The organism is Salmonella sp. NW884, from assembly GCF_051700745.1.
Taxonomy (GTDB): Bacteria; Pseudomonadota; Gammaproteobacteria; order Enterobacterales; family Enterobacteriaceae; genus Salmonella; species Salmonella enterica.
In genome coordinates this window covers 1-312 of sequence record NZ_JAMMDE010000055.1, presented here as the reverse complement: position 1 = coordinate 312, position 312 = coordinate 1, and the positions used below count along the sequence as shown (strand labels likewise).

Annotated in this window: 1 protein-coding gene; it reads right to left on the bottom strand. The window is 64.7% G+C overall.

Annotated elements, in window-relative coordinates:
- On the bottom strand, nt 1–312 hold a 312-nt coding region (locus tag NA197_RS23490; RefSeq protein ID WP_438796715.1), incomplete at both ends, for a sodium ion-translocating decarboxylase subunit beta.

Here is a 312-nt window from a genome sequence, read left to right as displayed (position 1 = left end):
CGCCAGGTTCTCCATCTGGCTCTGCACCGACGGCAGCGCCAGCGCTAATGCCTCTTTAATGGCGTGCACGTCCGGCGTGCAGTTAAGCTTCGCGGCAATCACCGCCAGCTGCCCGGCGTCGTGGTGCGCCAGCAGGCTTTCCAGCGCGGTCAGCGCCATACCCGCTTCCGGGATGTTGGAGAGCAGCCCGCCGAAGCCAATTGGCAGCAGCAGTAACGGCTCGAACTTCTTCGCAATCGCCAGCCACAGCAGCAGCAGGCTCACCAGCAGCATGATGGCCTGGCCTGCGCCAAGGTGCATCAGCCCCATGCC